Annotated in this window: 26 protein-coding genes; 11 read left to right on the forward strand and 15 right to left on the reverse strand. The window is 68.7% G+C overall.

Features of this window, described 5'->3' with window-relative positions; translation table 11 throughout:
- The first annotated feature begins 51 nt into the window (after window positions 1-51).
- From O9344_RS06140 to O9344_RS06155, 4 genes are read left to right on the forward strand one after another with little or no spacing between them, the layout of a single operon-like run.
- Window positions 52-297 (forward strand): type II toxin-antitoxin system prevent-host-death family antitoxin, encoded by a 246-nt coding sequence (locus O9344_RS06140; protein ID WP_298474266.1) that lies wholly within the window; start codon window positions 52-54, stop codon window positions 295-297.
- Entirely contained in the window at window positions 294-707 is a 414-nt protein-coding gene (locus O9344_RS06145; protein ID WP_298474269.1) for a type II toxin-antitoxin system VapC family toxin, read from the forward strand. The genes O9344_RS06140 and O9344_RS06145 overlap by 4 nt, the downstream gene beginning before the upstream one ends.
- A gap of 3 nt (window positions 708-710) precedes the next feature.
- Window positions 711-1,265, forward strand: coding sequence for an alpha/beta hydrolase (locus tag O9344_RS06150; protein ID WP_298474274.1), 555 nt, complete (start codon window positions 711-713; stop codon window positions 1,263-1,265).
- A gap of 14 nt (window positions 1,266-1,279) precedes the next feature.
- Entirely contained in the window at window positions 1,280-1,633 is a 354-nt protein-coding gene (locus O9344_RS06155) for a VOC family protein (protein ID WP_298474276.1), read from the forward strand.
- Between the two features lie 8 nt (window positions 1,634-1,641).
- Here the strand turns inward: O9344_RS06155 and O9344_RS06160 are convergent, their stop codons facing one another.
- Window positions 1,642-2,421: an aldolase/citrate lyase family protein gene (locus O9344_RS06160; protein ID WP_298474278.1), complete on the reverse strand. Its 780-nt coding sequence runs from the start codon at window positions 2,419-2,421 to the stop codon at window positions 1,642-1,644.
- A gap of 186 nt (window positions 2,422-2,607) precedes the next feature.
- On the opposite strand from O9344_RS06160, the gene murI reads away from it, so the two are divergent.
- Both murI and rpsD read left to right on the forward strand, forming a co-directional pair.
- The gene (gene murI, locus O9344_RS06165) at window positions 2,608-3,480 is read left to right on the forward strand and encodes a glutamate racemase (protein ID WP_298474281.1); all 873 of its coding nucleotides are present in this window, start codon (window positions 2,608-2,610) and stop codon (window positions 3,478-3,480) included.
- Window positions 3,481-3,679: 199 nt separating this feature from the next.
- Window positions 3,680-4,297 carry a 30S ribosomal protein S4 gene (gene rpsD / locus O9344_RS06170; protein WP_298474284.1) on the forward strand — a complete coding sequence of 206 codons (618 nt, stop codon included), beginning with the start codon at window positions 3,680-3,682 and terminating at the stop codon, window positions 4,295-4,297.
- A gap of 92 nt (window positions 4,298-4,389) precedes the next feature.
- Here the strand turns inward: rpsD and O9344_RS06175 are convergent, their stop codons facing one another.
- The 5 genes from O9344_RS06175 to purL form a co-directional block, all read right to left on the reverse strand.
- Window positions 4,390-5,004: a glutathione S-transferase N-terminal domain-containing protein gene (locus O9344_RS06175; protein WP_298474287.1), complete on the reverse strand. Its 615-nt coding sequence runs from the start codon at window positions 5,002-5,004 to the stop codon at window positions 4,390-4,392.
- A 108-nt stretch (window positions 5,005-5,112) separates the two neighbouring features.
- On the reverse strand, window positions 5,113-6,405 hold the full coding sequence (locus O9344_RS06180) for a D-Ala-D-Ala carboxypeptidase family metallohydrolase (RefSeq protein WP_298474290.1): 1,293 nt from the start codon (window positions 6,403-6,405) through the stop codon (window positions 5,113-5,115).
- Window positions 6,406-6,602: 197 nt separating this feature from the next.
- A complete protein-coding gene (grxD, locus tag O9344_RS06185; protein ID WP_298474293.1) occupies window positions 6,603-6,944 on the reverse strand; it encodes a Grx4 family monothiol glutaredoxin in 342 nt (113 codons plus the stop codon).
- A 192-nt stretch (window positions 6,945-7,136) separates the two neighbouring features.
- A complete protein-coding gene (locus O9344_RS06190) occupies window positions 7,137-7,370 on the reverse strand; it encodes a BolA family transcriptional regulator (protein ID WP_298474296.1) in 234 nt (77 codons plus the stop codon).
- A gap of 12 nt (window positions 7,371-7,382) precedes the next feature.
- Complete coding sequence (gene purL, locus O9344_RS06195; RefSeq protein ID WP_298474300.1) at window positions 7,383-9,593, reverse strand: phosphoribosylformylglycinamidine synthase subunit PurL; 2,211 nt, start codon at window positions 9,591-9,593, stop codon at window positions 7,383-7,385.
- 173 nt (window positions 9,594-9,766) lie between these two features.
- On the opposite strand from purL, the gene O9344_RS06200 reads away from it, so the two are divergent.
- Window positions 9,767-10,975: a pilus assembly protein gene (locus O9344_RS06200; protein WP_298474302.1), complete on the forward strand. Its 1,209-nt coding sequence runs from the start codon at window positions 9,767-9,769 to the stop codon at window positions 10,973-10,975.
- A 478-nt stretch (window positions 10,976-11,453) separates the two neighbouring features.
- Here O9344_RS06200 and purQ read toward each other — a convergent pair whose 3' ends face one another.
- The 5 genes from purQ to purC all read right to left on the reverse strand — a co-directional run bounded on the left by purQ (window position 11,454) and on the right by purC (window position 14,672).
- Window positions 11,454-12,152, reverse strand: coding sequence for a phosphoribosylformylglycinamidine synthase subunit PurQ (gene purQ / locus O9344_RS06205; RefSeq protein ID WP_298474304.1), 699 nt, complete (start codon window positions 12,150-12,152; stop codon window positions 11,454-11,456).
- A 14-nt stretch (window positions 12,153-12,166) separates the two neighbouring features.
- Window positions 12,167-12,406 (reverse strand): phosphoribosylformylglycinamidine synthase subunit PurS, encoded by a 240-nt coding sequence (gene purS, locus O9344_RS06210; protein ID WP_298474306.1) that lies wholly within the window; start codon window positions 12,404-12,406, stop codon window positions 12,167-12,169.
- A 106-nt stretch (window positions 12,407-12,512) separates the two neighbouring features.
- Window positions 12,513-13,106 (reverse strand): hypothetical protein, encoded by a 594-nt coding sequence (locus tag O9344_RS06215; RefSeq protein WP_298474308.1) that lies wholly within the window; start codon window positions 13,104-13,106, stop codon window positions 12,513-12,515.
- Window positions 13,107-13,196: 90 nt separating this feature from the next.
- Complete coding sequence (locus tag O9344_RS06220) at window positions 13,197-13,865, reverse strand: hypothetical protein (protein ID WP_298474310.1); 669 nt, start codon at window positions 13,863-13,865, stop codon at window positions 13,197-13,199.
- 18 nt (window positions 13,866-13,883) lie between these two features.
- On the reverse strand, window positions 13,884-14,672 hold the full coding sequence (gene purC / locus O9344_RS06225; protein WP_108178677.1) for a phosphoribosylaminoimidazolesuccinocarboxamide synthase: 789 nt from the start codon (window positions 14,670-14,672) through the stop codon (window positions 13,884-13,886).
- A 294-nt stretch (window positions 14,673-14,966) separates the two neighbouring features.
- On the opposite strand from purC, the gene O9344_RS06230 reads away from it, so the two are divergent.
- Complete coding sequence (locus O9344_RS06230) at window positions 14,967-15,287, forward strand: DUF1476 domain-containing protein (protein ID WP_298474314.1); 321 nt, start codon at window positions 14,967-14,969, stop codon at window positions 15,285-15,287.
- A gap of 71 nt (window positions 15,288-15,358) precedes the next feature.
- Here O9344_RS06230 and O9344_RS06235 read toward each other — a convergent pair whose 3' ends face one another.
- A complete protein-coding gene (locus tag O9344_RS06235) occupies window positions 15,359-16,864 on the reverse strand; it encodes an NAD(P)/FAD-dependent oxidoreductase (protein WP_298474316.1) in 1,506 nt (501 codons plus the stop codon).
- 178 nt (window positions 16,865-17,042) lie between these two features.
- On the opposite strand from O9344_RS06235, the gene O9344_RS06240 reads away from it, so the two are divergent.
- Window positions 17,043-17,945: a DMT family transporter gene (locus O9344_RS06240; RefSeq protein ID WP_298474318.1), complete on the forward strand. Its 903-nt coding sequence runs from the start codon at window positions 17,043-17,045 to the stop codon at window positions 17,943-17,945.
- A gap of 4 nt (window positions 17,946-17,949) precedes the next feature.
- On the opposite strand, the gene O9344_RS06245 is transcribed toward O9344_RS06240, so the two are convergent.
- Both O9344_RS06245 and O9344_RS06250 read right to left on the reverse strand, forming a co-directional pair.
- Window positions 17,950-19,269 (reverse strand): TadE/TadG family type IV pilus assembly protein, encoded by a 1,320-nt coding sequence (locus O9344_RS06245; protein WP_298474320.1) that lies wholly within the window; start codon window positions 19,267-19,269, stop codon window positions 17,950-17,952.
- 139 nt (window positions 19,270-19,408) lie between these two features.
- Window positions 19,409-20,626 (reverse strand): TrmJ/YjtD family RNA methyltransferase, encoded by a 1,218-nt coding sequence (locus O9344_RS06250; RefSeq protein ID WP_298474322.1) that lies wholly within the window; start codon window positions 20,624-20,626, stop codon window positions 19,409-19,411.
- Window positions 20,627-20,792: 166 nt separating this feature from the next.
- On the opposite strand from O9344_RS06250, the gene O9344_RS06255 reads away from it, so the two are divergent.
- Window positions 20,793-22,073 carry an MFS transporter gene (locus tag O9344_RS06255; protein WP_298474324.1) on the forward strand — a complete coding sequence of 427 codons (1,281 nt, stop codon included), beginning with the start codon at window positions 20,793-20,795 and terminating at the stop codon, window positions 22,071-22,073.
- Window positions 22,074-22,077: 4 nt separating this feature from the next.
- Here O9344_RS06255 and O9344_RS06260 read toward each other — a convergent pair whose 3' ends face one another.
- Window positions 22,078-23,268, reverse strand: coding sequence for an MFS transporter (locus O9344_RS06260; RefSeq protein WP_298474327.1), 1,191 nt, complete (start codon window positions 23,266-23,268; stop codon window positions 22,078-22,080).
- 290 nt (window positions 23,269-23,558) lie between these two features.
- Between O9344_RS06260 and O9344_RS06265 the strand changes: the two genes are divergently transcribed.
- Window positions 23,559-24,779: an NADP-dependent isocitrate dehydrogenase gene (locus tag O9344_RS06265; protein WP_298474329.1), complete on the forward strand. Its 1,221-nt coding sequence runs from the start codon at window positions 23,559-23,561 to the stop codon at window positions 24,777-24,779.
- The last annotated feature ends 67 nt before the right edge of the window (window positions 24,780-24,846 follow it).

Genomic DNA, 24,846 nt, shown 5'->3' on the forward strand with positions numbered 1-24,846 from the left:
AGCCGGACCGTGCTAATCTGGCCAGCAAGCTAGCCAGATCGGAGCACGATCATGAAGGTCGGCATTCTCGAGGCCAAGAACCAGTTCTCGGCGCTGGCCGAACGGGCCTTCGCGGGCGAGGAGGTCATCGTCACCAAGCGCGGCGAGCCCTTCGTGCAGATCGTCCCAGTCCAGCGGCGGCATGATCCGGAAGAGATCAAGGCTGCATTCCGGCGCGTCCGCGACAGGATGCGTGAGGAAGGCGTGTCGCTGACGCAGGACGAGGTCCGCGAGCTTCGCGACGAAGGCCACCGATGACCATCGTGATTGATGCCTCAATCACCATCGCGGCCTTGTCGCCAGACGAGCAAAGTGACGACACCGAGCGCTATCTCAACACCATCGCTGTCACCGACGCAGTCGTTCCCGCCATCTGGGCGCTTGAAATCATGCATGTGATCCGTCGCAAGGTGACCCGCGGACTTCTGTCCGCGGAGCTCGCCGCCGAAGCCCTCGCCGCGGCGCAGCTCCTCAACGTGCGTGTCAGCACGACCAATGCCGCGGTCACCTTCTCCGATGTCGGCCGGCTGGTGCGGATCCACGATCTGACGCCCTATGACGCTTCCTACCTCGACTGTGCGATCCGGCTGGAACGGCCGCTCGCCACGCTGGATCGCCGCATGAGAGCGGCGGCCCTGGTCGAGGGCATCACCATCCTGCCGGACTGACCCATGCGCACCGCCGACGCCGACATCCTCATCGTTCCCGGCTTCACCAATTCCGATGACGACCATTGGCAGTCCCGCTGGGAGGCGAAGCTGCCCACCGCGCGGCGCGTTCATCTCGGCGACTGGCACAGGCCGGAGAAGGAGCGCTGGGTGGACAATCTCGCCACTGCGGTTGCCTCCTGCTCGCGCCCGGTGATCCTGGTCGGCCACTCGCTGGGGGTGGTCACCATCGCCCATGCCGCGCCGCTCTTTCCGAAGGGCTTGGTCGCCGGCGGTTTCCTCGTCGGCCTCCCCGACATCGAGGAACATGCCAATATCGCCGAGGTCGAGCGCCATTTCGCGCCGATCCCCCGCGACCCCCTGCCCTTCCCCTCGGTCCTGGTGGCGAGCCGCACCGATCCGCACTGCGATTATCGCCGTGCCGAGGACATAGGCTACGCCTGGGGTGCGGCCGTGGCGGATGCCGGCGATGCCGGCCACATCAACGCCGCCTCGGGCCATGGTCCCTGGCCGGAGGGGCTGATGCGGTTTGCGGGCTTCCTCAAGGCGCTGGGGTGAGGCGGGAGGAACCCATGCGGTTCGAAAGCCTCGTGCCGATGCTGCAGGCCACCGACCTCGCCCGGACGCGGGCGTGGTACGAAACAGTGCTCGGTTTCACCTGCACCGCCGATGACGGCGCCGGCTGGTGCCGCATGGAGCGCGACGGCGTCGCGCTCATGTTCATGCGCAACGCCCATCTCGGCGCGCCCCACGCCACCGCGACGCAGTACATCTATGTCGACGACGTGCTCGGCCTGTGGGACCTGGTGAGGCACGCCTGCGAGGCCGAGTGGGGCCCGCAGGCCATGCCCTACGGCCTGACCGAATTCGCCATCCGCGATCCCAACGGCTATCTGCTGAGCTTCGGCGGCAAGGTCGCGGACTAGCCGAACCCTCAGCCCCTGACCGCCTTCAGCGCCTGCTGCGCGCCGCCGCGCACCATCAGGCTGTCGTTGATCAGCGTGATGAAGCCCCAGCCCTCGGCCGCCAGCTCCTTCGCCCGCTCCGGGCTCGGCGCATAGCAGCCGGTGAGCTTGCCGGCCTTCTTGGCCGCCGCGAGGATCTTCGCGAAGGCGTCCTTCACCACCTGGTGGTTCGGGTCGAGCTTCTCGCCCTTCAGCAGCGTGATGGAGAGGTCCGAGGGGCCGGCGAAGACACCGTCGATGCCGGGGACCGCGAGAATGTCGTCGACCGCCGCGAGCGCCGCCGTCGTCTCGATCATGGCGAGCGCCACGGTCATCTCGTTGGCCTGGCGCAGATAGTCCTGCGGGTTCATGCCGGTGAGCTGGACGAAACGGTTGCCGCCCCAGGAGCGGTCGCCAAGCGGCGGGTACTTCACGGCCGAAGCGAACTTCTTGGCATCCGCCACCGAGTTGATCATCGGCGCGATGATGATCTCGGCGCCGACGTCGAGGAGGCGCGCGCCATCGCCGAAGGCATCGAGGGCGATCCGCACGCCCGCCGGCTTGCCGGCATGGTTCACCGCGGAGATGCCGCGCATCGCCGAGAGCAGGTCGACCGAGGAATGCTGCATGTCGAAGGTGACGGCGTCGAAGCCCTCGCGCGCCACGAGATCGGCCAGCAGCGGCTCCGGCATGCTCATCCAGGCGGTGAACAGGCTCTCGCCGGCGCGCAGGCGTCGGGCGAGCTCATAGGGCTTCGGCGGCTGGTGCATGGATGTCCTCCCTCGGGTCCGAAGGCATCGCGCCCCGGATTTTCGTAAGTGATGGGGCGGCGGCGCCCCAGCCGTCAACGCCGACGCCCGCGCGGCTGCCCTGTGCCGCGGCATGTCCTGAAAGACTCGCGAAACCTTAACGCTTTGCGGCCAGACTTCCGCCGTCTCTCCGCGTGAAGGTGCGTGATGCGTATCGCCTTCGATCCCCTGGCCGGCATGAAACAGCCCCTGCCCTCCGCCGCGCCGCGCGGTGGCCGCGCCCCGACCATCCTGGTCTTCGATTCCGGCCTCGGCGGCCTCACCGTCCACCGCGAGCTGGTGCGCGCCCGCCCCGATGCCCGCTTCGTCTATTGCGCCGACGACGCCGCCTTCCCCTATGGCGCGCTCTCGGAGGACCATCTCGTCGCCCGCGTCCTGCAGGTCATGGAGCGGCTGGTCGCGGCCTACGCGCCGGATTGCATCGTGATTGCCTGCAACACCGCCTCCACCCTCGTCCTGCCGCAGTTGCGCGCGCGCTTCGCGCTGCCGGTGGTCGGCACCGTGCCGGCGGTGAAGCCGGCCTGCGAGACCTCGCGGAGCCGCCTCGTCAGCGTTCTGGCAACGCCGGGCACCGTCGCCCGCGACTACACGAAGGCGCTGGTGGCCGAATATCGCGGCGACTGCGCCGTCACGCTCGTCGGCTCGCCCCGCCTCGCGGGCCTGGCCGAGGCGACCATGCGCGGCGAAACCGCGGACCTTACGGCCATCGCCGCCGAAATCGCCCCCTGCTTCGTCGAAGAGGACGGCCGGCGCACGGACGCCGTCGTGCTCGCCTGCACCCACTACCCCCTCCTCGCCGAGATCTTCGCCACCCTCGCCCCCTGGCCGGTCGCCTGGATCGACCCCGCCCCGGCCATCGCCCGGCGCGTCACGCAGATCCTCGGGCCCGCCCTTGTTGGCCGTCCGGCCGCCACGGCCACTGCCCTCCTCACCGGCGGCGCGGCGATTGCCGGCCTCACCCCGGTCTTTGCGGGCTTTGGCCTTGCCGAGACGCGGGTGGAATCCCTGCCGCTTCATTGACATCGCAAGCCGTCGCGGCTAAGGACGCCGCTTCCTGACGGGTCGCTTTCGGGCGAGCCGGCGGGATTGCGCACCCGCGGCCGGTCCATGTGACCGACCTGTCGTGTCCCCGAGGGGGAAATGCCCTGGCATTTCCACCGTCAGGCCGGACAAGAGGAGGGCGCGTCTCCTATCGAACACGAACGACAAGGGACACGCGATGTCGAAGCGTCATAATGCCAAGTACAAGATCGATCGCCGTATGGGCGAGAACATCTGGGGTCGTCCAAAGAGCCCGGTGAACCGCCGCGAATACGGCCCGGGCCAGCACGGCCAGCGCCGCAAGTCCAAGCTCTCCGACTTCGGCACCCAGCTGAAGGCCAAGCAGAAGCTGAAGGGCTATTACGGCAACATTTCCGAGAAGCAGTTCCGCGCCGTCTACACCGAAGCCGTCCGGGTGAAGGGCGACACCGGCGAGAACCTGATCGGCCTGCTGGAGCGCCGCCTCGACGCCGTCGTCTACCGCGCCAAGTTCGTGCCGACGGTCTTCGCTGCCCGTCAGTTCGTCAACCACGGCCACGTGAAGGTCAACGGCCGCCGCGTCAACATCCCGTCCTACAAGCTGAAGATCGGCGATGTGGTCGAGGTGAAGGAAACCTCCCGCCAGATGATCCTCTACATGGAGGCCATCCAGTCCGGCGAGCGTCACGTTCCCGACTATATCGAGGCCGATCACGGCAAGGGCGTCGCCAAGCTGTCGCGCGTTCCGACCCTCTCCGAGGTTCCCTACGCCACGCAGATGGAACCCTCGCTGGTCGTCGAGTTCTACTCGCGCTGATTTTTCCCTGCCCCGGCAGGACAAGGAAAAGGCCGCCCCACCGGGCGGCCTTTTTGCATGTCAGTTGCCTTGAGACTTGAGCCGACCCCCCCTCACGGGGTCTCGCGGTCGATCGGCCAGTGCTTGAAGAGCTCCGTCGCCTCGCAGCGCGCCGCATGGGCGGCGAGCGCCGGATAGGCGTCGGCGGGCACTGCATCGGGAATGGTGAAGCGGATGAAACCCCAGGCCACCGCCGCGCCGATCGCCCCATGGGTCCAGACCTCCGGCAGCGATGTCCAGCGCGCTGCGGCGATCTCCTCGACCAAGGCCAGGGCCTCATCCAGCTGATCGGTCACGCGGTCGAACCACGGCGCGTAGCGGATCGCCTCCGGGCGCTTGCGCTCGTACTCGATGGCAATGGCCTTCTCGCAGGTGACGATGGCGAGCGCCGTCGCCCTGAGGTCAGCAAGCCGCGCCGCCGGATCGGCTGGCCTGAGGCTTTTGCCCGCCACATCCTCCATGTGCTGGATGATGAGCTGCGACTCCATCAGCACCGTGCCGTCATCGGCGACCAGCGACGGCGCCTTGATCAGCGGATTGATGGCGCGGAAGCGGTCCATGTGCCGGAACACCGACACCGACTGGTGCTCGAAGGGGATCCCCAGCACCGTGCCGGCGATGGCCGCGCGGCGCACATAGGGACTGTCGAGCATTCCGACGAGCAGCATGGGTTCCTCCCGCGATGAACCGGGAAGGTGGCGGGATAAGCCGGCGGAGGCAAATTCAGGGATCTGATGGGCGGATCATCGGCGCGAATGGATCGCGCCGGGAACCTCTCACCAGGACCGGCGCGGGCCGTTGTCGATGTGGAACAGGCCGTTGCGGTAGCGCTTGACGCCGCCAAGGTCGGGCCGCGTGCGCAGGAAGGCGATTATGGCGGAAGGATCACCCGAGACGCGGAAATCGGCGGCGCGGCAGTCGCGGTGATAGGAGCCGCGCCAGGCATCGGTGCGCACGAAGGTGCCGTTGCCGCGGTGGGTGGAGCGCACGATGATCGGCCCGAAGCGCAGGGCGACATCGTTGAGAGCGCGGCGGACGGGCGCCGGCAGGCAGGTCAGCGGCACGCCGGGATCGGCCATGACGCGCTCGCCGGCAATGCCGAGGTTGCGGTCGGTGCCGCGGGCGCCGGGCACGTAGCGCGGCCAGTCGCGGGCACCGCCATCCGGCGGCAGGGCAGCGAGGACCGGGCCGGTGGCAGGCGTCGGCCGCGTCTGGATGATGGCCTGCTGGGCGCCGGGCAGGCTGCCGGCGGGCGCCGACGGGACGACCGTGGTCGTGGCGCTGCCCTGGGTGGTGAGGCTCACCGGCACCGAGCCGGCGGAAGCAAGCTGCGGCGCGGCCACCGTGACGGGACCGGTCGAGACCGGCACGATCGTGGTGGCGCCCGGCCGCACGATCGGCACCGGAGCATGGAAGGCAACGGCGCGGGCCGGCAATTGCGGTTCGTTCGGACGGGCTTGCTGCGGCGCCGCGGCGGCGATCGCCTCGATGCCGGTCTGCGGCTGCGGCTGCGGGCGCTGGTAGGCGCCAGGAATGATGATGCGGCTGCGGTCCTCATCCTGCGGCCACTCGTCCATGGAGGGGCGAAGCAGCGGCGGCGCCTCGGCGACGGCAGCGGGCGGCACGGCAGCGGGAGCAGCGGCGACAGGCGGCTGCGCGGTGGCGGCCATGGCCGGCGCCATGCCGGCCGCGACGGCGGCGGGAGCACTCGCCTGGGTGATGACGGCGCGCGGCGCGGCCTCGGGACGCGGCAGCGGCATCGGAGCGGTCATCGTCGGGGCCGCGGCGACGGCGGGGGCCGCGACTGCCCCCGGAACGGCGCCACCACGCGGCGGGATCGCCTGCCGCGGCAGGGGCGCGATGAAACTGGGCGAGAGGAGGTTCAGCGGCTGGCCGCCCGTGCCGCCGATGGCGCTGCCGGCGGGAGCGGTGCCAGCCTGGAAGCCGAGGCTCTGCTGGGCGAGGCAGGGCGTGGATGCGGCGACGAGGGCACCGATGGCGGCGGCCCGCAGCGGCTGGCGGGACGCGAGAACAAGCGCGGCGCGCAATCGTCGGACGGCTCTGGTCATGCGGGGCGACGCGGTCCCGTGGCTTGCGGCCGCCGCAGAGGCGGCCATGGGCTGGCCCGAAGGCCGGGGCAACGCGGCGGACGCCGCGCAATGAACGGGGGCACCTCCCGGTGCCCCGCTGCCTTATGCCTCTCGCAGCCGATCATGGCAACTTCCGGGCAGGATGTCGCAGGTCCGCCCGGCGCAGACGCAATGGATCAGGCGGTGGCCTCGCGGACCGGCACGCCATTTTCCTTCATCAGCTGGACGAGCTCGCCCGACTGGAACATCTCGCGGGTGATGTCGCAGCCACCGACGAACTCACCCTTGACGTAGAGCTGGGGGATGGTCGGCCAGTTCGAATAGTCCTTGATACCCTGGCGGATCTCGTCGGAGTCGAGGACGTTCACGCCTTTGAACGGCACGCCGAGATAGTCGAGGATCTGGACGACCTGGCCGGAGAAGCCGCACATCGGGAACTGCGCGGTGCCCTTCATGAAGAGCACGACGTCATTGGACTTGACCTCGGCGTCGATCTTGTCGTAGGCGGGATTGGTCATGGCACTCTCTCGCTGGAGCGGGCTCGATGAGACCCGGATGTCCGTCAGGTGGGCATTGATTGCGCTTCGGTCGAGTCCTTGCAAGCGGGAATTCACGCACCAATCGCCGCGGACTGCGCCCGAACGACGCCCGGCGGGCCATCCACGCCGCGCAGATCCCCTTGCAGCTGCTCGCGATAACCGGCGGGCGCCTCAGGCCGGCGCGCTGGTGGTCAGCGCCAGGGCGTGGAGCACGCCGCCCATCTTGCCCTTGAGCGCCGCATAGACGAGCTGATGCTGCTGGACGCGCGACTTGCCGCGGAAGGCCTCGGAGATCACGGTGGCGGCGTAATGATCGCCGTCGCCCGCGAGATCCTTGATCTCGACCTTCGCGTCGGGAAGCGCTTCCTTGATCATCCGCTCGATATCGGCCGCGGCCATCGGCATGTCAGGCTCTCCTCAGGCCGCCCGGCCCATATAGGCCGGCAGCCACGACTCGAAGGCATCCTTCAAGTCCTTCACCAGTATGGGTTCCTCACCCGGGAGGGTCAACGCGGCCCCGCCCGTCGCGCCAAGGCGCCGCAGCTCGATGTCGGCACCGGCAGCGCGGGTTGCCAGCGTCTCCACATCGGCCTCGCGCACCACCAGCACATAGCGGCCCTGGTCCTCGCCGAACCAGAAGCCATGCGCCGGCACGTCATGCGACAGGGTCTCCACCGTGATGCCCTGGCCGGAGGCCATGGCCATCTCGGCCAGCGCCACGGCGAGGCCGCCATCAGAGAGGTCATGGCAGGCGGTGAGCAGGCCCTCGGCGGCCAGCGCCCGGACGAACTCGCCATGGCGGCGCTCCGCGGTGAGGTCGACGGGGGGCGGTGCGCCCTCCTCCCGGCCGCAGATGTCGCGCAGATAGACCGACTGGCCGAGCCAGCCCTTGGTCTCGCCGAGCAGGAAGACCTGCTCGCCTGCGCTCTTCGGCGCAATGGTGACGCTCTTGGTGAAATCGTCGAGCACGCCGACGCCGCCGATGGTCGGGGTCGGCAGGATCGCGCGGCCCTGCGTCTCGTTGTAGAGCGAGACGTTGCCCGAGACGACGGGGAAGTCGAGTTCGCGGCAGGCCTCGCCGATGCCGCGGATGCAGCCGACGAGCTGGCCCATGATCTCCGGCCGCTCCGGATTGCCGAAATTGAGGTTGTCGGTGATGGCCAGCGGCAGCGCGCCGACGGCCGAGAGGTTCCGATAGACCTCGGCCACCGCCTGCTTGCCGCCCTCGACCGGATCGGCCTCGCAATAGCGGGGCGTCACGTCGCAGGTCATGGCGAGGCCCTTCGGCCCGTTCTCGACGCGAATGACGGCGGAATCGCCGCCCGGGCGCTGCACCGTGTTGCCGAGGATGATCGAGTCGTACTGCTCATAGACCCAGCGCTTCGACGACAGGTCCGGCGTCGCGATCAGCTTCAGCAGCGCGTCGCGGTTCGACAGCGGCGGCTGGACCGCCTCCGCAGCGATGACGGGCTTCTTCGGCGTCGGCACATGCGGCCGGTCGTAGAGCGGCGCCTCGTCGCCGAGCTCCTTGATCGGCAGGTCGGCCATCAGCTCGCCCTTCAGCTTGATGCGGAAGCGCAGGTCATCGGTGGTGTGGCCGATGACGGCGAAGTCGAGGCCCCACTTGCGGAAGATGGCCTTGGCCTCCTCTTCCTTCTCGGGCTTCAGCACCATGAGCATGCGCTCCTGGCTCTCCGACAGCATCATCTCATAGGCCGTCATGCCGGCCTCGCGGGTCGGCACGTTTTCAAGGTGCAGCTCGACGCCGAGGTCGCCCTTGGCGCCCATCTCCACCGCCGAGCAGGTGAGGCCCGCCGCGCCCATGTCCTGGATGGCGATGACGCAATCCTTCTCCATGATCTCGAGGCAGGCCTCGAGCAGCAGCTTCTCGGCAAAGGGATCGCCGACCTGCACGGTCGGGCGCTTCTCCTCGGCGCCCTCGCCGAACTCGGCCGAGGCCATGGTGGCCCCATGGATGCCGTCGCGGCCGGTCTTCGAGCCGAGATAGACGATGGGCATGCCGACGCCGGTGGCCTTGGCGTAGAAAATACCATCGGTGCGGGCGAGGCCGACCGCCATGGCATTGACGAGGCAATTGCCGTCATAGCGGGTGTGGAAGCCGACGAGGCCGCCGACGGTGGGCACCCCGAAGGAATTGCCATAGCCGCCGACGCCGGCGACGACGCCCGCCACGAGGTGGCGGGTCTTCGGATGGGCCGGGTCGCCGAAGCGCAGGGCGTTGAGCGCCGCGATCGGCCGCGCGCCCATGGTGAAGACGTCGCGCAGGATGCCGCCGACGCCCGTCGCCGCGCCCTGGTAGGGCTCGATATAGGACGGGTGGTTGTGGCTCTCCATCTTGAAGACGGCGGCGAGCCCGTCGCCGATGTCGATGACGCCGGCATTCTCGCCCGGGCCCTGGATGACCCAGGGCGCCTTGGTGGGCAGCGTCTTCAGGTGGAGGCGGCTCGACTTGTAGGAGCAGTGCTCGTTCCACATGGCCGAGAAGATGCCGAGCTCGGTGATGGTCGGCTCGCGGCCGATGAGCTCAAGGATCCGCTGGTATTCATCCGGCTTCAGGCCGTGGCTGGCAACCAGTTCGGGGGTGATCTTCGGTTCGTTGGGGATCATGCCGTCGTCCGTCCCGCGGGCCAGTCCGTGAAGCGTTGCACTTAGCCCCCGCGCCCCCGTTTCGCAACGGCGAAAGGCGGTTTCCCGCAGCAAGACGGCATCAACGGCACGCGGCTTGAAGCGTCGGCCCCAGGGACGCCGTCGGACGGGGCGGACGTCCGGGAGCGGCACAGATGACGAAGACTCTGTCTCGATTCGGGTCCGACACCCGCGCTAACGTCGCCATGCTCTTCGCCATGGCGGCCCTGCCCTTGTTCGGCGTGGTCGGCGCGGCGGTGGATTATACCCGCGCCTCCCGCACCAGCACGCAGATCCAGGCGGCTCTCGATGCCGCCTCGCTGGCCGTGGCCAAGGATTCGCGGCGCCTCTCCGACACCGCCCTGCAGGATGCTGCGAACAAGGCCTTCGCCGGCAATTTCACCCGTCCCGCCGACCTGACGCTCGGGACCCTGCAGGTGAACCGCACCGGCAACACCATCCGCCTCGCCATCGACGGCAGCTTGCAGACCACCATCGCCGCGACCATGGGCGTCAGCGCCATGCCGATTGGCGTCGCCTCCCAGGCCTCGTGGAACGAGCCGAAGATCGAGATCACCCTCGTCCTCGACAATACCGGCTCGATGGGCTGGAGCGGCAAGATGACGGCGCTGAAATCCGCCGCCCTCGACCTCATCGCCGATCTCGAGGCGAACCGCGTCTCGTCCGACCAGGTGAAGATCGCCGTCGTGCCGTTCGACACCCAGGTGAACATCGGCACCGGCTATCGCAACGAGTCCTGGCTGCGCTTCGATGGCACCGGCATCGCCTCGTCGCTTGTCACCACGCGCACCGACTGGACCGGCTGCCTCACCGACCGGGACCAGCCCGCCGACACCACCGACGCCGCGCCGACCTCGGACCCCACGCGCTATCGCGGGGCCAAATGCGCCACCGGCCTGCTCGCCGCCGTCCAGCCGCTCTCGACCAATTTCGCCCTGGCGCGCGCGACCATCGCCGCCATGCATCCGGCCGGCAACACCAACATCACCATCGGCCTGCAGACGGGCCTCGCGATCGCTTCGCCTGGCGCGCCCTTCGCGCAGAGCGAGACCAGCCCCGATGTGCTGCGCTACATGATCCTGCTGACCGATGGCGACAACACCCAGAACCGCTGGACCGGCACCACCTCGTCCATCGACGCCCGCACGGCGCTCGCCTGCAACGCGGTGAAGGCGACGGGCGTGACGCTGTTCACGGTGCGGGTCATCGAGGGCAATGCGGCGCTGCTGCGCGCCTGCGCCACCGACCCGTCGATGTATTTCAACGTGACGAGTTCCGGCGGCATCGGCGACGCCTTCAAGGCGATCACCAGCATGATCAAGCGGATGCGCCTGTCGGCGTGAGAGGCGCTCGACTGCCCTTTCCTTCTCCGCTCGTGGGAGAAGGTGGCGCCGGATAGCGAGATGCGAACGCATCTCGCGTTCGCTCGATGCTATGAGGCGCCGGATGAGGGGCGAAGCAAAGGGCGATCGGCAATCCCCCTCACCCGCCCGCCGACGCGGGCACCCTCTCCCGCGAGGGGAGAGGGTTGGGGCGGAGCCCTCGCGGCATCGTCATGCGGGTTTGGTGCGGGAATAACGGAAGGGTCCGGTGCTGCTGCGGGCGGCAGCCCTGCATGACCCAAGTGCGTCCTTCGAGGCTCGCTACCGCTCGCACCTCAGGATGAGGAGAGGGGAGCGTGGCATCAGCGTCGAAAAGACAGCGCGGCGCCGCGCACCGGTAGCCTCGGTGCAACACGCCAACCCACCTCATCCTGAGGTGCGAGCGATAGCGAGCCTCGAAGGACGCACTGGCTGGTCTGCAGCCCGAACGGCCCCGCCCTCACGCCGTCTGGAGCGCCTCGGCGAGGCTCTCGAACAGGCCGCGGCCGTCGGTGGAGCCGATGGCCGGGTCAACGTGGTTCTCGGGATGCGGCATCATGCCGAGCACGCGGCGGTTCTCCGAGACGATGCCGGCAATGGCATTGGTGGCGCCGTTGACATTGGCGCCCGCCGTTACCTGGCCTGCCGCGTCGCAATAGCGGAAGATCACCCGCCCCTCGCCCTCGAGCTTTGCGACCGTCTCGGCATCGGCAATGAAATTGCCCTCGCCATGCGCCACCGGCACCTCGATCACCGCGCCCGCATTGTAGCGGCGGGTGAAGGGCGTATCGGAGCGCTCGACCTTCAGGTGGACGTTGCGGGCGATGAACTTGAGCTGCGCGTTGCGCATCAGCACGCCTGGCAGCAGCCCCGCCTCGCAGAGGATCTGGAAGCCGTTGCAGACGCCGAGCACGAGGCCGCCACGCGCCGCATGGGCCCGCACCGCGTCCATGATGGTGGCGCGGGCAGCAATGGCGCCGCAGCGCAGATAATCGCCATAGGAGAAGCCGCCGGGGAGCACGACGAGGTCGGTGCCGGCCGGCAGGTCGCGGTCGCCGTGCCAGACCAGGGCGGGCTTCTGGCCCGAGGTCAGCTCCAGCGCATAGGCGATATCGCGCTCGCGGTTCGATCCGGGAAAGACGATGACGGCGGCCTTCATCGGCGTTCTCCCGCTCAGGCGATGTCGATGCGGTAGTTCTCGACCACCGTATTGGCCAGCAGCTTCTCGCAGGCCGCCTTGATGGCGGCTTCCGCGGCGGCGCGGTCCATGTCGGCGATCTCGAGGTCGAAGACCTTGCCCTGGCGCACCGCGCCGATGCCCTCGACGCCAAGGCTCTTCAGCGCGCCCTCGATCGCCTTGCCCTGCGGATCGAGAACGCCGGTCTTCAGCGTGACGGTGACGCGGGCCTTCATCGGGCGCTCCTCGGCGGGTTCGGAATGGGGTCCGTCTAGACCGCCACGCCGCCGCGATCAATGGAGGAATGGGCGCTTGACGCCCGAACCGCCGTCTTTCCCCGCATCAGGGGGTACGGCGCGGCTCGGCGGGGCGCGCCGGCTGGCCGGCCGGAGCCGGCGGCGGGGCGGTGGCGCTGCGCGGCGCGGCGAGCAGGGCCGGCAGGAAGGTCGCGACATTGGCGCGCGAGGCAGCCTCGGTCGCCGCGGTCGAGACGATGGAGAAATGTCGGTCACCATCGGCGACGAGGCTGGTGGCGAGGAACTGGCGCGGACCGTTCACGGCGACGAGCGCCTTAACGGCAGTGAGCACCTTGGCGGTGCCACGGGTCGATTCGGCGACCTCGATGATCTCGACGGCGGACAGGCGGCCATTGCTCTGCTCGACCATGCGGCGGTTCAGGCCCTCCTGCCGCTCGCGGTAGACGGCGACGGTCGGCACGGGAGCCGCGGCCTGGCCGCGAAAGCTCACCGTGGAGCCGGCGGCGCAGCTGCCGCCCGGCTTGCAGCGGTAGAAGACAGTGCCGGTCTGGGCGACCTGGCGCTCCCATCCCTCGACATTGACGACCGCGGCCGCGGGCGCCTCCTGCGCCTGGAGCATCGGCGCGGGGGCAAGCGTGGCGGCGGCAAGGCCGAGAGCGACAACGAGACGACGAATCATGGGGCACCTGAGGGCGGGATGACGCGCCCTTGTGCCAGCCGAACATTTCCGTTTGACGGCGAGGGGCGGGCGAAAAGGCGGCGGAGCGGTCTAGAGGTTGGCGTCGGCGACGGCGCGGGCGGTGGCCTGCACCTGCCCTGCCCGCTCACCGATGACGAGGACCAGCTTCACGGTCCCGCCGCGCGACCGGGCAAGCACGGCGGCATGGGCGGGACGGGCCTCGTTGCGGCCAGCCGCGGCACGGCGCATCTCCAGCGTGAAGCCGCTCAAGGTCCGGTGACGGAAGGCGGCGGTGCGGCTGACGACGCGGTACGGAATGCGGCGGGCGGCAGTCGCCCGCGGCACGCCGCGCTGGGCCTGTGTCACCAGCGCGATGCGGCGCCGATTGCCCTCGCTGATGCGGGTCACAAGGCTGCGGGGATCGTTGAGGCTCCGTGCCAGCGCCCGCGCCTCGGCGCCGCGCGCCTCGATCACCGCCACCGCCACCTTCTGGGGGCAGGATGTCGCGGCGCAGGCGCCGACCGAGACCGGGATCACCGTGTCTCGGGTGATCCAGCCATTGGCGGGCACGAAGATCCAGGGATTGTCGGAAGCGGCCCCCGCCGCGACATCGGGGCGGACGGAAACGCCGTCTACCGCCACCGGCACATAGGCGCAGGACGCCAGCATGACGACGCCGACCACGGCAAGGAAGCCGGCCCGCAGGAGCGAAAAAACCTCGCCCGCGGCGATACCGCGGGACGAGGCAGAAGCGGGCACGTCAGCGCGCACGGCGCCTTACTGGACGAGGACCGGGCCGGTCGGGCGCTCGTTCTCGCCCATGACGCCGAGGCGACGGGCGACTTCCGTATAGGCCTCGATCAGCCCGCCGAGATCCTTGCGGAAGCGGTCCTTGTCCATCTTGTCGTTGGAGCGGATGTCCCACAGCCGGCACGAATCCGGCGAGATCTCGTCGGCGACGACGATCCGCATGATGTCGTTCTCCCACAGGCGGCCGCACTCCATCTTGAAGTCGATGAGGCGGATGCCGGCGCCGAGGAAGAGGCCGGAGAGGAAGTCATTGACGCGGATGGCCAGCGCAATGATGTCGTCGATCTCCTGGGGCGTCGCCCAGCCGAAGGCGGTGATGTGCTCCTCGGAGACCAGCGGATCGTTCAGCGCGTCGTTCTTGTAATAGAACTCGATGATCGAGCGCGGCAGCTGGGTACCCTCCTCGATGCCGAGGCGGGTCGACAGCGAGCCGGCGGCGACATTGCGCACCACCACCTCGAGCGGGATGATCTCCACCTCGCGGATGAGCTGCTCGCGCATGTTCAGCCGGCGGATGAAATGCGTGGGCACGCCGATGTCGTTGAGCTTCGAGAAGAGATACTCGGAGATGCGGTTGTTGAGCACGCCCTTGCCGTCGATGACCTCGTGCTTCTTGGCGTTGAACGCCGTGGCATCGTCCTTGAAGTGCTGGATGAGGGTTCCCGGTTCCGGGCCTTCGTAGAGAACCTTGGCCTTGCCTTCATAAATGCGGCGACGGCGGCTCATAGGGACATACCGTGTCTTGAGGAAATCCATCTCTCACCAGGTTTCCGGTTTGCCGGTCTCCGGCGACGAAGCATTGGGCGCGCGACCCACAGAATCGGGCGCGCTGACGCCTTTGCCCGCCTTGCCTTCCTATCTGATCGTTCGCCAATGCACAATGAATCGGTGCAGGACGCGCCCGGATGAGACGGCAAAGCGACGCGATGCGACGCCAAGGCTCTCGCCAAGGTGGGGATCGGGCGACTATATGCAAGGCCGACGGGGACGACCCCTTCCCGGCGGATCGGCGATCCGCCATGCTGATGACAGACGAGCCAGGAGCCACCGATGAGCACCTTCGACCAGCGCCAGGAAGGCTTCGAGAAGAAGTTCGCCCACGACGAGGAGCTGCGGTTCAAGGCGACCGCGCGCCGCAACAAGCTGCTCGGCCTCTGGGCCGCCGAGCTCATGGGCAAGACCGGCGCCGACGCCGAGGCCTATGCCAAGTCCGTCGTCATGTCGGACTTCGAGGAGGCCGGCGACGACGACGTGTTCCGCAAGGTGAAGGCTGATCTCGACGCCGCCAATGCCGGCCAGTCCGAGCACCAGATCCGCCGCACCATGGACGAGCTGATGGCCACCGCCATCGCCCAGATCCAGGCCGGCTGAGCCAGCACCGCAGCGACGATCTCGAAGGCCGCCGGGCTCGTGTCCGGCGGCCTTTTCGTTGCGGGGGCGCGTCAGGTGTAGCGGAAGGCGGGATCGTCGAGGTCGATGACCGGAAAGGCGTCCTTGTCGGCCCAGTAGTTCTGGCTGTGCCGCCAGACCTCGCCCGGTGCCGTCTTCGGCAGGCGGTCGAGGTCGCGGAGGAGATAGCCGGGGTTGAAGTCCTGCGGGTCGGTCCACGGCCCGCGGGCTCCCGCATCCGCCGCGGCGAGCACCGGCTCGACGACATCCGCGCCGCGCGCCGCCATGTGCGGCAGGAGCCGGCAGACGAGATCGGCGACGAGGTCGGTACGCAGCGTCCAGCTGGCGCGGAAATAGCCGAAGACCCAGACGAGGTTCGGCACCCCCGTGAACATCGTCCCCCGCCAGGTCACCGTCTCGGCGAAGTCGATCGGCACGCCGTCGCGGCTGAAGGGGATATCGCCCATGACGCTGAGGCGGAAGCCGGTGGCGGTGGCGACGATGTCGGCGGGAACCTCCTCCCCTGACCGCATCAGGATGCCTCGGTGAGTGAATCGCTCGATCTCGCCGGTGACGACGGAGGCCTCGCCCCGGCGTATCGCGTGGAACAGGTCGGCATCGGGCACGAAGGCGATGCGCTGGCGCCACGGCCGGTAACGCGGCGTGAAATGGGTCTCGACGTCGTAGTCAGGCCCGAGAATGGCGCGGATGACGCCGATCAGCTCAGCCTTGACCTTGTCCGGTTGCTCGTAGGTCTGCCGGGTGAAGGCATCCTGATCGAACAGGATCTTGCGGCGGACGATCTCGTGGATCCAGCTTTCGTCGACCTGGAGCTGGCGCAGCGTCTCGGCGAGCTCGATGGCGTTGCGGCCCGTGCGGAAATAGGTGGGCGAGCGCTGCAGCATGGTGACATGGGCCGAGCGCCCGGCAAGCGCGGGGACGAGCGTCGCCGCCGTCGCACCAGAGCCGATGACGACCACCCGCTTGCCCGTGGTGTCGAGATCCTCCGGCCAGGTCTGCGGATGGACCATGGTGCCGGCGAAATCCGCCATGCCCGGCCAGTCCGGCACGTGCCCCGCGTCGTGGCGGTAATAGCCCTGGCACATCCACAGGAAGCGCGTTGCGATCCGCCGCGTCGCGCCGGTTGCGCGCTCGCGCACCGTCACCGTCCAGCGCCGCTCGGCATCCGACCAGTCCGCCGCCACCACCGCGCGGCCGTAGCGGATGAAGCGGTCGAGGCCGTTCTCGGCGATGATGCCCTCGAGATAGGCCTTGATCTCGGCCGCCGTGGCGATGGGCGGGCCGGTCCAGGGCTTGAAGCTGTAGCCGAAGGTGTGGAGGTCGCTGTCGGAGCGGATGCCGGGGAAGCGATGGGTTCGCCAGGTGCCGCCGAAACCGTCCTGCGCCTCCAGCACGGCAAAGGTCAGGTCCGGCAGGCGCTTCGCCAGGTGATAGGCGCTGCCGATGCCGGACATGCCGGCGCCGACGATCAGCACATCGAGGGTCTCGTCGGGAGCCGGCGAGGCCGCGCTCGTCTCTGCAAGGGCCGTCGCGTCCATGGGCGTGCCACCTCGCGGGTACCGGGGAGGAAGCCTATCGGTCACCGGTAACGGGTCAACATCGGCGGATCGGCGGGGGTATTCGCGCCCCTGCCCTGCCTTCGGCCGGGTTGTCGCCCCGGCCCCGGCGGGGCAGGTAGGCCGTACGCGCCCGATGGCGCGCAAGGCGACCCGTCCCATGGCCGAAGCACCACCCGCAGCCCCCGCCTCACGAGACGCGCTGATCGGCCTTGCCTGCGGCGCCGGCGCGGCGCTGATCTGGGGCATCCAGGCCGTGGTGTCGCGCCGCTCGGTGGGCGACGGCCTTGGGCCCGTCGACGTGACGCTGCTGCGCTTCCTCACCGCCGCCGCCGTGCTGGCGCCCTTCGGGCTGATGCGGCTGAAGCCTTTCCCCGTCGGCCGTCTCGGCTGGAAGCGCTCGCTCATCCTCACCCTCCTCGCCGGCGCCCCCTTCTCCACCGTCCTCGTCGGCGGCTCGACCTTCGCCCCCGCCCTGCACACGGCGGTCATCGCCCCGAGCCTCATCCCGGTGGTAACGGCGCTCATAGCCTATGCCGCCTATCGCGAGACGAGCCCGCCCGCGCGCATTGTCGGCCTCGTGCTGATCGTCGCGGGCATCGGCCTCGTGGCGGGACAGGGCCTTTTCGCCGGAGCCTCGGACGGCGCCTGGCGCGGCGACCTGCTCTTCGTGCTGGCGTCCACCATGTGGGCGATCTTCGGCATCCTCGCCAAGCGCTGGCAAGCCGACGCGCTCGACATCACCATCACCCTGTCGATCCTGTCGCTGGCAGTGCTGCCGCTCCTGGCGCTGGCCGTACCGCTGAAGATCGCCTCGGCAGGGATCGGCGCCATCGCCCTGCAGGCGATCTACCAGGGCCTGCTCGTCGGCATCGCCTCGGTCTTCCTCTATGCCACCGCCAACCAGCGGCTGGGCGCGGCCCGCGCCTCGCTCTTCCTGCCGCTGGTGCCGGCGATCACTGCGGTGGCGAGCGCCATCCTGCTGGGCGAATGGCCCTCGGCCTCCGAACTCGTCGGCATGGCCGTGGTCATGACCGGCATGACCATCGCCATCCGGGCGTGACGCCTCACTGCGTCAGGCGGGCGGTGGCGACAGCCTTCTGGAACAGGGCGTTCATGGCCGTGGAGATGCCCTGGGTCGGGCTCACCTCGAAAAAGAGGCCCGGCGAGGCGCAGCTCTGCATCCGTGTGCCGATGGTCGACTGGAACGGTGAAATCCAGGTGTTGTACCAGCCGTTCGTCGGCAGCGGCAGGTAGGTGGTGTAGAGCACCGCGATGCGGATGCCCCGCGCCTTGATCGTCTCGCAGATCGCCGGATTGAGCGGCTCCTGGCAGCGTCCGCCGCTCACTGTGGGCCGGGTGCAGCTCGACGGGTAGTAGGCATCCGTGACACCGTCGGCGACCAGCATCAAAACCTTCTGCGGCGCGGCAGCGGTCGAGCCATCGCCGGGCGTGGCGATCAGCTTGTTGATGGCCGTCAGGTTGCCGGTGTTATCCGTGCACTGGTCGTTGTTGTAGTTCTGATAGGGGATGGTCATCAGGTCGATGGAATTGGCCTTGCCCTTGGCCGACGACAGGCTCGTCGTGAGCGCTGCAATCTCGGTGAGGCCGGTCACCGTGCAGGACTCGCCATAGGTGTAGATGGCCGCCCGGAACTGACCCGTCACCGTCTGGCTGGACTGCGCCGTGTCCATCAGCGATTGCGTCGCCTGCCGCACCACGTCGATGCGCATGGTGACGTTCAGCTTTTTGGCGAGCTTGTAGTAGTTGTTCGATGGGTTCGACAGGTCGTGGCAGGCGAAGCCGCACTGGTCGGAAGTGTTGGCGACCATGGTGGCCACGTCCGCCGGCGTGGCGCCGATGCCCATGGACGGCGAATTGTCGAGCAGCAGGTAGAAGTCGATATAGGTGGGCAGGTTCGACGCCGCTTTGGCCGTGCCGCCGATCTGCATGGTGGTGAAGCCGAACAGGCCCATGAAGGCCGTCTGGACCGTTGCGGTATAGGTAACGGTCGCCGACCGCACGAGACCGCTGTCGGTCACCGTGATGTCGAGGCTGGTGAGGGTGACGCGCGCCATGGCGTCATTGTTGGCGTTGAATGTGGCGATGGCATTGGCCCTTGCCACCGTGGCCGTCGGCAGGGTCGCGGAAATCTTCACGCCCACAAGCGCTGCCATGTCGGCGACACCGTCGAGCTTGGCCTTGGCGCGCGAGGTGAAGGTGTAGTCGACCGCCGAACCGACGACGCCGAGCAGCGGCGGCAGGGCGATCGCGAAAATGAGGGCGACGCCGCCGGAGCGGGAGGCGCGAAAGCGCGCCGCCAGCCGGGCGAGGCGCGCGCGCAGGCCTTCGGCGCGGGGCGCGTTGCAGGCGAGAGGGTCTGACATGGCGCGAACTCCATCGACTTTGATGGATGAATGCGCCCATCAGGGCTGACGACCGGTAAACGCGAACCGGCGAAATCGATGAATCCGCGTGCTGCGCCCTGCCTGCAACGCAGAGTTACAGGGCAGGGTGAATGGTCCCTTAGCGCGACGGCGGCGGCAGCACCGCCAGACGGGCGCGCAGGTCCTCGAGCGCAGCGGCCGGATCGGCCTCCACCACCCGCGCCTCCATCACGACGATGCGATAGCCGCGCTCGGCGAGCCAGGCGAGCTTCTCGGCGCGGCGGCCGGCGGCGGCATCCCCTTGCGTATGCGGCTCGAAATCGACCACCACCCGCTCGTCGAAGGAGACGAGATCGGCGACATGCGGGCCGATCGGCACCGCCCGCTTGAAGCCTCGGCCGGCAAAGCCCCGGTCCTTCACCAGCACCTCCCACAGGGCCTTCTCGGCCTCGGTGGGATTGCGGCGGATGAGGCGGGAGATGCCGCGGATCGGCGCCGTGCCGCCGGTAAGGCCGCGGGTGGAATCGGCGAGGAAATTGCGCAGCGCCTCCGCCCCGTCGGGGGTGAGCGTGCCGCCGCGCGCCGGCCCCTGCGCACCTTCCGCCAGCGCCGTGACGACGCCGTGGAGCGTCGCCACGTCCTGGCGCGTCAGCACCATGCGCTGGAAGATGTTGCGGAGGTTGATGACCATGCCCTCGCGCTTTTCCGGGGGACGGAAGAACTCGACGCGCTCGAGCGAAGTCTCCAGCGAACGGAAGAAGGCGAGCATCTGCGCCTTGGTGGCCGGCTCCGAGCCATGCGACGCACCATAGGGCAGCACGCCGCCGCGCGCCTGGGAGAACCATTCATAGCCGAGCACCAGCACGGCCTGGGCGAGGTTGAGCGAGGAGAAGTCGGGATTGACGGGGTAGGTGAGGATGGCGTCCGCCAGCGCCACCTCGCCATTCAGCAACCCGTTGCGCTCGCGGCCAAAAACGACGCCAACCTGCGCGCCGCCGCCGATCCGTGTCACGAGCTCGCCCACCGCCTCACGCGGGCCGACCACGGGCTTGGCCTGGTCATGCTGGCGGGCGGTGGTGGCGAGCACGTAGGACAGATCGCCGATCGCCTCCTCCAGCGTGTCGAACAGCTCCGCCTCATCGAGGACCCGGTTGGCGCCGGAGGCCGCCGGATAGGCCTTGGCATTGGGCCAGCCGTCGCGGGGCGCGACGAGGCGCAGGCGCGACAGGCCGAAATTCGCCATGGCCCGCGCCGTGGTGCCGATATTCTCCGCCATCTGCGGCTCGACGAGGACGATGACCGGCGTCGCGGCGGGCGGCGGGGTCTCGGCGGGATCGGGCGTCTCGGCGTCGGACATGGGCTCGGCGGTGTTGGAGGAAGGCGGCCTCATAGCCGCAAAGCTGTCCAGCCCGCAAATGACCTTCGCAAACGACATTCGACGGAATTGGCCCGGCGGACGACGCGGGCCATGATGCCGGCGGCGCCCGTCAACGATAGAACAGAAGGGCGCCGGGGAGAGACCCATGCGCCTGCCCTTCTATTACGGCTGGGTCATCGTCGCGGTGACCTTCGTCACCATGGGCATCGGCGTGAACGCCCGCACCTCCTTCTCCCTGCTCTATGCCCCCATCATCGACGAGTTCGGCTGGGACCGCGGCCTCACCGCCGGCGCCTTCTCCTTCGGCTTCCTTGTCTCGGCGGTTCTCTCCCCGCTCATGGGCAAGCTGATGGACCGCACCGGCCCGCGCACGGTGATGGAGCTCGGCGTGGTGCTGATGGGTGCAGGGCTCCTGCTCGCCCCCCTCACCTCCCAGCCCTGGCACCTGTATCTCACCATCGGCGTCCTCGTCGGCTCCGGTTCGGTCTGCCTCGGCTATTCCGGCCAGTCGCTGTTCCTGCCCAACTGGTTCGTCCGCAACCGGGGCCTTGCCATCGGCATGGCCTTCGCCGGTGTCGGCCTCGGCTCGGTGACGCTGCTGCCCTGGGTGCAGACCATGATCGACGGGGCGGGCTGGCGGCAGGCGAGCCTCGCCATGGGCATCCTCATCCTGGTCGTTCTCGCGCCGCTCAACCTGCTCCTGCGCAAGCGCCCGCAGGACATGGGTCTCGAACCCGACGGCGATGCGCGGCCGCTGGCGGGCGCCACCCCGCCGCCCTCCAACATCATCGACACAGCCTGGGCCGCGACCGACTGGACGCTGGCGCGGGCGCTCAGGACCGCCCGCTTCTGGTGGCTCGCCACCGGCTATTTCGGCGGGCTCTACGTCTGGTACGCCGTGCAGGTCCACCAGACGAAGTACCTCGTCGAGATCGGCTTCGGCTCGACGGCGGCGGCCTGGGCGCTCGGCATCGTCAGCCTGCTCGGCGTGCCCGGCGGCATCGCCCTCGGCGCGCTCTCCGACCGCATCGGCCGCGAATGGATCTGGACCATCGCTGTGGGCGGCTTCGCCCTCTGCTTCATCGCCCTGGTGGCGCTGGAGAGCGCCCCCTCCCTCGTCCTCGTCTATGCCATGGTCGCGGTCCAGGGCTTCTTCGGCTATGGCCTCACCTCGATCATGGGCGCCGTGGTGGCCGAGATCTTCCAGGGCCGGCATTTCGGCACGATCTTCGGCACGGTCATGTTCGTGGCGCTCTCAGGGGGAGCCGCTGGGCCCTATGTCACCGGCCTCATCCACGACCTCACCGGCAGCTACCGCCTCGCCTTCCTCATCGGCATCGCCGTGAGCCTTGCCTCCGCCGCCGCCATCTGGATGGCGGGCCCCCGGCAGATCCGGGCCGTGGCGGGGCGAGTGAAGGCGGCGTGACGCCTCAGCGCCGCCGCGGCCCCGGCGGCGTCAGCATGTAGACCAGCGTCGCCGCGAACAGCACCGCGGCCAGCACCAGATGCATCCGCGCGAAGGTCTCGACCTCGCCGATCCCGGCCATGCGGCCCTGGTCGATGAGCCAACCCGAACCGGTCTGGACCAGCGCGGCGCCGCCGATGAAGAGGAAGTTCATCAGCGTCATGCCGCGGCCCACGAGGTGGTCGGGGAAGAGCGGGCGCATGTGGGCCATGAGGATCGTGTAGCCGAAGCCGCAGAAGCCGAGCACGATGAAGGCAAGGGTTGCCGCCGGCACGGTCGGCTTTCCCACCGCCGCGAGGGCGGCGAGCACGCCGACCATGACGAGATTGCCGCCCAGCGCCAGCGCCTTGGCGCGGCCGATGCGGCTTTCGATGGCGCCGAAGAGAAAGGCGCTCAGCGTCATGGCGATGGCCATGGCGAGCGCGACATCGCCCTGCGCCATCGTATCGAGGCCGACCACCTTTTCGAGGAAGGGCGCGACCCACAGGCCGCGCAGCGTCACGGTGATGGCATAGCTGAACAGGACGATGGGCATGAACAGCCAGATGACGCGCTGCCGGAGGATCTCGCCGAGCCCGGCGAAGACGCCCGATCCTGGCTGCGGGGCGATGCGCGGCGGGTCCTTCAGGAAGAGCACGGCCATCACGAAGGCGAGGCCATAGAGCACGGCGAGGCCCATCATCGCCTGCCGCCATCCCCAGGCTTCCGCGGCGAGCGCCAGCGGCGTCGTGCCAATGAGATTGCCGATGGACCCGAAGCCGAGCAGCAGCGAGGCGAGCAGGCCGAAGCGCCGCGGCTCGGCGGTGCGGGCGAAGATGTAGAGCGCCCCCATGAAGACCGGGGCGCAGCCGACCCCGATGAGCCCCATGGCGACGGCGCCCGTGGTGGCGTCCGGCGCGAAGGGGAAGAGCACGACGCCGATGCCGCCGACCAGCATCAGCGGCAGGACGGTGCGGCGCGGACCCAGCGCATCGAGGGCCCAGCCGACAGGGAACTGCATCACCGCGAAGACGATGAACCAGGCCGAGCTCATGGCGGCCAGCTCGGTGGCGCCGATGCCCATGTCCGCCATGATCTTCGTCGCCAGCACCGAGAGGAACGAGCGGAAGAAGATCGACAGGACGTAGGCGAGGAGCAGGGCGGCGAAGATGTGCATGGGGCCAGGGGATCGCGCCAGACGGGGCGTTGGACTTAGCCGATCGCGGCCGGGCCGGTCAGCGGGTCTTTCGGGAGGCTGTCATCCGGACAAACGCGAATGAACAGACCCATCGCGGAATTTCCGGCGTAAATGACGCCCTCCCCCTCCTTTCTTCTCCCTGTCCCCCGCGCCTTGCCTCTGCTAAGAGGCCCGCGCCAGTGGCGGCGGCGCCGGACGTCGGAGGGCGCGCGACCGGATGCCCCGACGCTGAGTCCTCACGATCCGCAGCGCCCCTGCAAGGCCGACCCATGTCGAAGATCAAGGTCACGGGCACCGTCGTCGAGCTCGACGGCGATGAAATGACCCGCATCATCTGGGATCTGATCAAGAAGAAGCTGATCCATCCCTATCTGGACGTGAACCTCGAGTACTACGATCTCGGCGTGGAGCATCGCGACGCCACCAACGACCAGGTGACGATCGACTCCGCCAACGCCATCAAGAAGCACGGCGTCGGCGTGAAATGCGCCACCATCACCCCCGACGAGGGCCGCGTGAAGGAGTTCGGCCTGAAGGAGATGTGGAAGTCGCCCAACGGCACGATCCGCAACATCCTCGGCGGCGTCATCTTCCGCGAGCCGATCATCTGCAAGAACGTGCCGCGCCTCGTCCCCGGCTGGACCCAGCCGATCGTCGTCGGCCGCCATGCCTTCGGTGACCAGTATCGCGCCACCGACTTCAAGTTCCCCGGCAAGGGCACGCTGACCATCAAGTTCGTCGGCGAGGACGGCCAGGTCATCGAGCGCGAGGTCTTCAAGGCCCCCGGCTCCGGCGTCGCAATGGCCATGTACAACCTCGACGAGTCCATCAAGGACTTCGCCCGGGCCTCGTTCAACTACGGCCTCGCCCGCTCCTACCCGGTCTACCTGTCGACCAAGAACACCATCCTGAAGCAGTATGACGGCCGCTTCATGGAGATCTTCCAGCAGATCTTCGACGCCGAGTTCAAGGCCGAGTTCGACAAGAAGAAGATCCACTACGAGCACCGCCTCATCGACGACATGGTCGCCTCGGCGCTCAAGTGGTCCGGCGGCTATGTCTGGGCGTGCAAGAACTACGATGGCGACGTGCAGTCGGACATCGTCGCCCAGGGCTTCGGCTCGCTCGGCCTGATGACCTCCGTGCTGCTGACCCCCGACGGCAAGACCGTCGAGGCCGAGGCCGCCCACGGCACCGTCACCCGCCACTACCGCGAGCACCAGAAGGGCAAGGAGACCTCGACCAACTCGATCGCCTCCATCTTCGCCTGGTCGCGCGGCCTCGCGCACCGCGCCAAGCTCGACGACAACGCCCAGCTGAAGCGCTTCGCCGAGGAGCTGGAGAAGGTCTGCATCGACACCGTCGAGGCCGGCTACATGACCAAGGACCTCGCGCTCCTCGTCGGCGCCGACCAGAAGTGGCTCTCCACCACCGGCTTCCTCGACAAGGTCTCCGAGAACCTCTCGGCCGCCATGGGCAAGTGGAACTGACGACGAACTGACACCAGCGGCCCGGCCGCTGTGTGACAGGGCCGTCCGGAGCGATCCGGGCGGCCTT

Source organism: Phreatobacter sp. (assembly GCF_027532945.1).
Taxonomy (GTDB): Bacteria; Pseudomonadota; Alphaproteobacteria; order Rhizobiales; family Phreatobacteraceae; genus Phreatobacter.

Excerpts from the sequence above, each read along its gene's own strand:
- O9344_RS06140 (WP_298474266.1), top strand. The coding sequence starts at position 52 with ATGAAGGTCGGCATTCTCGAGGCCAAGAACCAGTTCTCGGCGCTGGCC.
- O9344_RS06145 (WP_298474269.1), top strand. The coding sequence starts at position 294 with ATGACCATCGTGATTGATGCCTCAATCACCATCGCGGCCTTGTCGCCA.
- O9344_RS06150 (WP_298474274.1), top strand. The coding sequence starts at position 711 with ATGCGCACCGCCGACGCCGACATCCTCATCGTTCCCGGCTTCACCAAT.
- O9344_RS06155 (WP_298474276.1), top strand. The coding sequence starts at position 1,280 with ATGCGGTTCGAAAGCCTCGTGCCGATGCTGCAGGCCACCGACCTCGCC.
- O9344_RS06160 (WP_298474278.1), bottom strand. The coding sequence starts at position 2,421 with ATGCACCAGCCGCCGAAGCCCTATGAGCTCGCCCGACGCCTGCGCGCC.
- murI (WP_298474281.1), top strand. The coding sequence starts at position 2,608 with ATGCGTATCGCCTTCGATCCCCTGGCCGGCATGAAACAGCCCCTGCCC.
- rpsD (WP_298474284.1), top strand. The coding sequence starts at position 3,680 with ATGTCGAAGCGTCATAATGCCAAGTACAAGATCGATCGCCGTATGGGC.
- O9344_RS06175 (WP_298474287.1), bottom strand. The coding sequence starts at position 5,004 with ATGCTGCTCGTCGGAATGCTCGACAGTCCCTATGTGCGCCGCGCGGCC.
- O9344_RS06180 (WP_298474290.1), bottom strand. The coding sequence starts at position 6,405 with ATGACCAGAGCCGTCCGACGATTGCGCGCCGCGCTTGTTCTCGCGTCC.
- grxD (WP_298474293.1), bottom strand. The coding sequence starts at position 6,944 with ATGACCAATCCCGCCTACGACAAGATCGACGCCGAGGTCAAGTCCAAT.
- O9344_RS06190 (WP_298474296.1), bottom strand. The coding sequence starts at position 7,370 with ATGCCGATGGCCGCGGCCGATATCGAGCGGATGATCAAGGAAGCGCTT.
- purL (WP_298474300.1), bottom strand. The coding sequence starts at position 9,593 with ATGATCCCCAACGAACCGAAGATCACCCCCGAACTGGTTGCCAGCCAC.
- O9344_RS06200 (WP_298474302.1), top strand. The coding sequence starts at position 9,767 with ATGACGAAGACTCTGTCTCGATTCGGGTCCGACACCCGCGCTAACGTC.
- purQ (WP_298474304.1), bottom strand. The coding sequence starts at position 12,152 with ATGAAGGCCGCCGTCATCGTCTTTCCCGGATCGAACCGCGAGCGCGAT.
- purS (WP_298474306.1), bottom strand. The coding sequence starts at position 12,406 with ATGAAGGCCCGCGTCACCGTCACGCTGAAGACCGGCGTTCTCGATCCG.
- O9344_RS06215 (WP_298474308.1), bottom strand. The coding sequence starts at position 13,106 with ATGATTCGTCGTCTCGTTGTCGCTCTCGGCCTTGCCGCCGCCACGCTT.
- purC (WP_108178677.1), bottom strand. The coding sequence starts at position 14,672 with ATGGATTTCCTCAAGACACGGTATGTCCCTATGAGCCGCCGTCGCCGC.
- O9344_RS06230 (WP_298474314.1), top strand. The coding sequence starts at position 14,967 with ATGAGCACCTTCGACCAGCGCCAGGAAGGCTTCGAGAAGAAGTTCGCC.
- O9344_RS06235 (WP_298474316.1), bottom strand. The coding sequence starts at position 16,864 with ATGGACGCGACGGCCCTTGCAGAGACGAGCGCGGCCTCGCCGGCTCCC.
- O9344_RS06240 (WP_298474318.1), top strand. The coding sequence starts at position 17,043 with ATGGCCGAAGCACCACCCGCAGCCCCCGCCTCACGAGACGCGCTGATC.
- O9344_RS06245 (WP_298474320.1), bottom strand. The coding sequence starts at position 19,269 with ATGTCAGACCCTCTCGCCTGCAACGCGCCCCGCGCCGAAGGCCTGCGC.
- O9344_RS06250 (WP_298474322.1), bottom strand. The coding sequence starts at position 20,626 with ATGTCCGACGCCGAGACGCCCGATCCCGCCGAGACCCCGCCGCCCGCC.
- O9344_RS06255 (WP_298474324.1), top strand. The coding sequence starts at position 20,793 with ATGCGCCTGCCCTTCTATTACGGCTGGGTCATCGTCGCGGTGACCTTC.
- O9344_RS06260 (WP_298474327.1), bottom strand. The coding sequence starts at position 23,268 with ATGCACATCTTCGCCGCCCTGCTCCTCGCCTACGTCCTGTCGATCTTC.
- O9344_RS06265 (WP_298474329.1), top strand. The coding sequence starts at position 23,559 with ATGTCGAAGATCAAGGTCACGGGCACCGTCGTCGAGCTCGACGGCGAT.